Origin of the sequence: Actinocatenispora rupis (assembly GCF_016861975.1) — a bacterium.
In the GTDB taxonomy this organism is placed as follows: Bacteria; Actinomycetota; Actinomycetes; order Mycobacteriales; family Micromonosporaceae; genus Actinocatenispora; species Actinocatenispora rupis.
The window spans coordinates 63,806-70,589 of the sequence record NZ_BOMB01000054.1 but is presented as its reverse complement, the minus strand read 5'-3'; the positions used below and the strand labels follow the sequence as shown (position 1 = coordinate 70,589).

The 6,784-nt window shown below is 71.8% G+C and carries 7 protein-coding genes; 5 read left to right on the top strand and 2 right to left on the bottom strand.

Annotation, left to right across the window (positions count from 1 at the left end; all coding sequences use genetic code 11):
* Positions 1-72 precede the first annotated feature (72 nt).
* Positions 73-1,458: an ABC transporter substrate-binding protein gene (locus tag Aru02nite_RS35355; RefSeq protein WP_203664896.1), complete on the bottom strand. Its 1,386-nt coding sequence runs from the start codon at positions 1,456-1,458 to the stop codon at positions 73-75.
* A 257-nt stretch (positions 1,459-1,715) separates the two neighbouring features.
* Here Aru02nite_RS35355 and Aru02nite_RS35350 point away from each other — a divergent pair, with 257 nt between their 5' ends.
* From Aru02nite_RS35350 to Aru02nite_RS35340, 3 genes are all read left to right on the top strand, one after another.
* Positions 1,716-2,735, top strand: a complete 1,020-nt coding sequence (locus Aru02nite_RS35350) for an alcohol dehydrogenase catalytic domain-containing protein (RefSeq protein WP_203664895.1) — start codon at positions 1,716-1,718, stop codon at positions 2,733-2,735.
* Positions 2,732-3,580 carry a sugar phosphate isomerase/epimerase family protein gene (locus Aru02nite_RS35345; RefSeq protein WP_203664894.1) on the top strand — a complete coding sequence of 283 codons (849 nt, stop codon included), beginning with the start codon at positions 2,732-2,734 and terminating at the stop codon, positions 3,578-3,580. The genes Aru02nite_RS35350 and Aru02nite_RS35345 overlap by 4 nt, the downstream gene beginning before the upstream one ends.
* Positions 3,581-3,664: 84 nt before the next feature.
* Positions 3,665-4,393, top strand: coding sequence for an IclR family transcriptional regulator (locus Aru02nite_RS35340; RefSeq protein WP_203664893.1), 729 nt, complete (start codon positions 3,665-3,667; stop codon positions 4,391-4,393).
* 111 nt (positions 4,394-4,504) lie between these two features.
* Here Aru02nite_RS35340 and Aru02nite_RS35335 read toward each other — a convergent pair whose 3' ends face one another.
* A complete protein-coding gene (locus Aru02nite_RS35335) occupies positions 4,505-5,347 on the bottom strand; it encodes an alpha/beta fold hydrolase (protein WP_203664892.1) in 843 nt (280 codons plus the stop codon).
* Between the two features lie 135 nt (positions 5,348-5,482).
* Here Aru02nite_RS35335 and Aru02nite_RS35330 point away from each other — a divergent pair, with 135 nt between their 5' ends.
* Together Aru02nite_RS35330 and Aru02nite_RS35325 are read left to right on the top strand one after the other, a co-directional pair.
* Positions 5,483-5,800 (top strand): hypothetical protein, encoded by a 318-nt coding sequence (locus Aru02nite_RS35330; RefSeq protein ID WP_203664891.1) that lies wholly within the window; start codon positions 5,483-5,485, stop codon positions 5,798-5,800.
* 88 nt (positions 5,801-5,888) lie between these two features.
* Positions 5,889-6,758: a sigma factor gene (locus Aru02nite_RS35325; protein WP_203664890.1), complete on the top strand. Its 870-nt coding sequence runs from the start codon at positions 5,889-5,891 to the stop codon at positions 6,756-6,758.
* Positions 6,759-6,784: the final 26 nt, after the last annotated feature.

Sequence of the window (6,784 nt, the reverse complement as noted above, 5' to 3'; positions counted from 1 at the left end):
GGTGGTCCGCGCCGTACCGCGGCGGTACGACGCGGACGTGGTGATGTCCTGACGGTGCCGGGATGCGGTGCGCTACTTGGATTTCAGGTAGTCGTCCCAGTTCTTCTGCAGCGCCACGCAGTACGCCTTCGGGGTGGTCTTGCCGGACAGCAGCAGCTGCGCCTGCGACTCGGCGAGGGTCAGCATCGTGGGCGTCGGCCAGTCCTCCCACGGGAACAGGCCCTTCTCGGCGTTGAGCTTCGTGTAGTCGGCGACCATCTGCGCCAGCAGCGGATCGCTGACATGCGCCTTGGCGCCGGCGGTCGTGGCCGACGGGCGGCCGGACGCGATCTGCGCCCGGACGGCCTCCGGGCCGGCGGTCACGAAGTTCAGCAGCGCCGCCGCGCAGTCCGGGTACTTCGTCTTCGACGACATCGTGTACGGCAGGCTGTAGCCGCCGACCGCCGCGTGCTTGCCGCTGCTGCCGGCCGGCCACAGCATGAACCCGACGTTGTCGCCCATCTTCTGGGTCAGGTCGCCGAGCGCCCACGTACCGGTGACGAAGAAGGCGGCCTGGTTCTTCGCGAACCGCGCCTCGGCGTCGTTGAAGCTGGTCGACAGCGCGTCGGAGTTGAAGTACCCCTTGGTCATCCAGCTCTGGAACTCGGTGGCCGCGCGCACGTGCCCCGCGTCGTCGTACGTCGAGCCCTTGGTTCCGTACACCCACTTGGTGATGTCGTCGGGCGAGACGTACCAGCCGTTGAACAGCGACAGGTTGTGCAGCGCCCAGTTCTTCTCGGAGTCGCCGAGCATCACCGGGGTGAGCTTCGCGGACTTCGCCTTCGCGACGGTGGCGAGCAGCGTGTCCCGGTCGTCCAGCGTGCTCGGGTCGGTGACGCCGAGCTTCGTCAGCAGCTTCTTGTTGTAGAACACCCCGACGTACTGCACGCCCTGCGGCAGTCCGGTCAGCTTGCCCGTGCCGAACGTGGCGCCGTCGGCGGTGAACCGGTTCGCGGCCAGCGCGGTCTCCGGGAACTTCGTCCCCCAGTCGTACGCCTTCTCGTACGCGCTGAGGTCCTTGATGAGGCCGGCCTTCCAGAGCGCGCCGTCGATCGCCCAGCCCTCGTTGCCCTGCATCAGGTCCGGCGGGTTGCTGCCGGACATCGCCAGCTTGATGGTCTTCAGCGAGTCCGCGAAGTCCTTCACCTGGACGTTGACCGTGACGTTCGGGTACTTCTTCTCGAACTGCCTCGCGAGTTGCCGGTCCTGTTCGGCGATCGACTGCCCGGCCTCGGACACGCCCATCGTCAGGGTGACGCTCTTGCCGTACTTGCTGCACGCCTTGGCACCGACCGCGACGGTCCCGGACACCGACCTGTCGGCGCCGTCCGAGGCGCCGATGTTGGCACAGGCGGTGGCCGAGGCCGCGACAGCGGCGGCGGTCAGCAGCGCCGCGATACCGCGTGTGGACCTGCGCATGTCACCTCTCACAATCTCGTTGCGTGCCACGAACAGAAGTTGCGCACAGCGCACCGGACTTGGCGCGGACGGCCGTACCCGAGACGATGGCCGACGGTTGCGCAGCTGCCACTGATACAGCAGGTGAATGGCCATCTATGGACGCCAGTCGAGCCGCGTTGCCAGAAAGCTACGTGTGCTAGCGTTGCCTGTCAAGCAACCAATTCCTGCACTATGTTGCGTCCATTGCAACATCGGCGAGTCATGAAGGAGCAGGCGTGCCCCAGGACCCAGCCATGGCCGCGGCGGTCGCCACCGCACTCCCGGCCGACCACCTGGACGCCGGCCGCCTGCCGGTACCCACCGTCGAGGCCGACGACGACGTCGTCCTGCGCATCGAGGCGTGCGGCGTGTGCGGCACCGACCTGCACATCCTGTCCGGCGGGTCGTACCGGCCACGGCTGCCGTTCGTCCTCGGCCACGAGCCGGCCGGTGTCGTCGTGGACGCCGGTGCCGCCGCCCGCGAATGGCTCGGCAAGCGGGTCACCATCACCCTGTTCACCGGCTGCGGCACGTGCGCCCGGTGCGTCGACGGCGACGAGCGACTCTGCCCCGACCTCCGCTCCATCACCGGCGTACGGGGCGTCGACGGCGCGTACGCCGAGTACACGCGGGTGCATGCGCGCCAGCTCGTCGAGGTACCGGACGGGCTCGGCGCGCCGCAGGTCGCGTCCCTTGTGGACAGTGGGGCCACCGCGGCCAACAGCGTGCGCGTCGCGATGGCCCGCGAACCCCGCCGGGTACTCGTCGTCGGCGCCGGCCCCATCGGCCACCTCTGCGCGGAGCTGCTCGCCGCGCACGGTACCCGGTGCCGTGTCGTGGAGCCGAATCCGGTGCGGCGCAAGGCGATCGCCGCGCTCGGCCACGACGTCGCCGCGTCGTTCGACCCGCCGGTGGACGTCGTCATCGACTGCACCGGCGTACCGGCCGCGCTCGCCCCCGGGATCGCCGCCCTCGCGCCCCGCGGCTTGTACGTCCTCGCCGGCTACTCGGTCGTGCCGAGCGTCGACTTCGGCGAACTGTCGCACAAGGAAGCCGAACTGCGCGGCGTACGTTCCGGCCGGCGCGAGGACCTGGAGTCGTTGCTGCGGCTGGCGGACGAGGGCCGCATCCGGCTTCCCGAGCTGTCGCTCTGGCGGCTGTCGGAGGTCAACGCCGCGCTCGACGCGCTGCGGGCCGGCGACGTACCGGGCAAGGCCGTCATCGTTCCCGACACCCAGTGGCAGGAGTACGCATGAAGATCGCCCTCGATCCCGCCCTGCTGAACGCGCACCCGGTCCGCACCGTGTTCGACGCCGCCGCCCGCACCGGGTACGACGCGGTCGAGCTGGGCAACCGGGACGACTTCGTACCGGCCAACGGGGCGGTGGTCGCCGGCCCCGGCGAGCTTGCCGCGGCACGCGACGCGGCCCGGTCGGCCGGCGTCGAGATCGCGTCCGTCGCCGTCATCCAGCCATGGTCGAGCCCGGACGAGGACATCCGTACGCGGGCCGTCGCACGGTGGGCCGACGGCGTACGGGCCGCGGTCGACCTCGGCGCCCGGCGCGTCAACAGCGAACTGTCCGGCGACCCGAACACCCCGCAGCCGTGCCGGTCGGCGTTCCTGCGGTCGATCGGGACGCTTCTGCCGATCCTCGAACGCGAGGACGTCGTACTGTCCGTCGAACCGCACCCGTGGGACTTCCTGGAGACGACCGCGTCGGCGATCGACCTGGTCCGCGAGATCGGCAGCGACCACGTCCGCTACCTGCACTGCGTGCCGCACGCGTACCACCTCGGCGGCAGCGTCACCGACCAGGTACGCCGGGCGCGCGGCTGGTTCGACCACGTCCACCTGGCCGACACGTACCGGCCGGAGCGCACGATCGTCAACCCGCCCGGCCTCGACCACCGCGTCCACCAACACTTCGACATCGGTACCGGAGAGCTCGACTGGGCGGAGGTCACGACGGCGCTGGACGCCGCCGGATTCGACGGCCTGGCAACGGTTCAGGTGTTCGGGTGGGAGGACCGCGCCGAGCGGTCGTTCGCGGCCAACCGCGCCGCGCTGGCAACGCTGTTCCCGGCCGCGGTCAACGCGTAGGCCGCCTCGTCGAAAGCTATTATGATGACGCCGACACGCCCGAACCCCACCATCACGATCGGTCCCAAGAAGGGCGCGAGCTCGATGATTTCGCGCATCATCCGAACCTTCGAGCTGCTCACCAAGGAGCCGCTCACCGCCGCGGAGCTGGCGCGCGAACTCGACATCAACCGCAGCACGGCGTTGCGCCTGCTGGCCGAGCTCACCGAGACCGGGTACGTCACGCGCGACGCGGCCACGAAGCGGTTCACGCTCGTCCCGTCGCAGTTCCTGGATCTGGTGCCACAGCGGGAATCCGTGTCGGAGTCGCCGGCCAGCATCACCCCGGTGCTCGCCGAGATCCGGGACCACACCGGCGAAGCGACCATCCTCGGCGTGCCGTCCGGCACCACCATGGTCTACCTGGCGTACTACTCGACCTTCCACGCCGTCGCGGTCGTCGAGCAGCTCGGCACCGTACGGCCGATGCACTGTTCCGCGCTGGGCAAGGCGTACCTGTCGGCGGTGGATCCCACCACCCAGCAGGGCCTGCTGCGCCGCATGTCGTACCGGGAGGGCACCGAGCACGCCGCGCACAGCGAGACCGACCTGCGAAGCCGGGTCCGTCAGGCCCGCCGGGACGGCTTCGCCCTCGACCTGGACGAGACGTTCGACGCCTGCCGCTGCGTCGCCGTTCCCTTGTACATCAAGGGTTCCCTGATCGGCGCCGTCGGCATCTCCGGCCCCTCGTCGCGCCTCCCCGAGTCGCGGATGCGCGAGCTGGGCGCCTACCTGACCACGAAGCTCGCCGAGACCGACCGCCTGTTCATCTGACCGGCGGGCACACGGCGTCGACCATGCTGTGCGCAGCGGGGCTTCCGCGCCGGCGTCGACCCGCCGACCGGCCACGAACCGCGCACCGTACGGGACGCGACCGACCGGGAGTCAGCGCGCAGTGTGGGCGAGGATCGCGTCGGCGACCACGGGTACGGCGGGCGCGGGGAGCCCGTGCCCGACCCGGGCGAGCCGTACGAGGCGGGCGTCGGGGATCTCCGCGGCGAGCGCCGCGCCGTTCCCGATCGGGAAGAACGGGTCGTCCTCGCCGTGGACGACCAGGGTCGGCGCGGTGATCGCGCCGAGGCGTTCGCGCCAGCGCGGCCCGTGGTCGGCGAACGCGATGTTGGTCGTCGCGCACCGGACGTCGGTCGTACGGGCGACCTCGGCCTCGGCGTGCGCCCGGGCGGCGGCCTCGTCGAACGTGCCCGCGCCGGCCATCGTCCGGGCCATGAGTACGAGGTGGTCGACGACGGCCTGGTGGTCGGACCAGTCGGGGGGCGGGGTGGTCGTGACGACCCGCATGAGCGCCGGGTCGTGCTCGGGGAGGTCGTCGTCGACCGGGCCGGGCGTATTGGGCCGGCTGGCGACGAGGGTGAGCGTCGCGACGCGTTCGGGGCGGCGGAGCGCCAGCAGTTGGGCGATCCAGCCGCCGGTCGAGAACCCGACGACGTGGGCGCGGGCGGTCGAGGTCGCGTCGAGCACCGCGGCGGCGTCGTCGACGAGGTCGGCCAGGCTGTACCCGGGCTCGCCCGGCGGGTACGACTCCGAGCGGCCGGTGTCACGCACGTCGTACCGGACGACGCGGCGCCCGCCCGCCACGAGCCGGTCGAACAGCTCGTCCGGCCAGCTCAGCATCGACGACCCCACCAGCAGTACGGTCGGGTCGTCCGCGCCGCCGCGTACCTCCACGCAGCAGCTGGCGCCGTTGATCGTGTACATGCTCTCGTCCACCAGACCTCGTCCTCTCCGGTACGCCCCGTGCGGACGTCCTGCTGGGTCGACGTGTCGGGCGGCCGGAACTCATCGGCGGCGTACCGGTGGTTTCGCCGGGCGGTGCGGTTGAAGGCGGACCCTAAGGTCGTCGGGGTGAGGACCGAGGACAGCGCCCACACGATCGGCCGCAACCGTACGGTGCTGGCGACGAGCGTGCTGCAGGGCACCGCGCAGCTCGCCGGCTACCCGTTCTGCTACCTCGCCGTGTACGCGAACGGGCGCCCGCGGATGGGCGTGCTGCTCGCGGCCGCGGAGGAACTCCGGCGCTGGGGCTGGGAACTCGTCAACGTGGTGGGCGCCGGCGAGATCGGCCTGCACGCCGTGCTGTACCGGGCGCCGGCTCCGGGGGCCGAGCGCCCCCACCCACCGGGTACGGGTGCCGCCGTGCCGCCGCCGGTGGACACGGTCTAGCCGCGCGTCGCCCGTCGCGGCGGGCGACCGGACCGTGCAACAGTCCGGCCCCCCCTTCGCGTCCTGGTGGGTGAAGGGCAGGTGGCGCATGGGCATCGACCGGAGGAAGCGGTCGGGAGCCGCCCCGCACGACCACGGTGACCGGCTGGCGGATCCCGGGGCGGAGACACCGGCCGGGGACGCGTTGTTCGAGGAGTTCTACCGGCGGCGGTCGGCGGCGCTGCTCCGGTACGGGTACATGCTGACGGACAGCTCGCACGACGCGGCGGACCTGGTACAGGAGGCGTTCGCGCGGCTGCGGGTGTCGTGGCGGCGGGTGCGCCGGCGGTCCGACCCCGAGGCGTACGTGCGGACGACGATGGCGCGGCTGCACATCGGCCGGTGGCGGCGGCTGCGCCAGGAACGGGTCGTGGCCGACGTACCGGAGGCGGTCGGTGAGGACGCCGCGCTGCGCCGGCTGGGCGACGACCGGGGGCTGTGGGACGGCCTGGCGATCCTGCCGCCGCGGCAGCGCGCCGGCCTGGTGGTCGTGCTGCTGGCGGTGGCGGCGGGCGGTTGGCGGCTCGCGATTCCGGCGCCGACACGGGTCGGTCAGCTGTACCCGGCCACCGCGGTGTCGCCGGCCCCGGCGCCCGACCGGATCGACCGGGTCGTCGCGCCGCCGTCGTCGCCGGGCACGATCCGGTCGGTGGACCAGGTGTGGCCGGAGGCGGTGACGCAACGCTTCGCTGACCATCAACCACCGCACCTGCATGCTCGCGTGGAAGGACCCCGCCCACCCGGGCACGCTCCTGGTGTTCGACGGCGCCGCCGTCCCCTGACCCGCCCCTGGTACGACACCGCAGCCGGTCCCGGCGCACCGTCCGGGGCCGGCTGCGCGCCGTACGACCCCCGCACGGCGTACCACTGTCGGGCGTTCGGCCGGAGAACCCGTACCCGCGGTACCGGCGTCGGGTAGTGCAGACCACGTAGCACATTTACGTC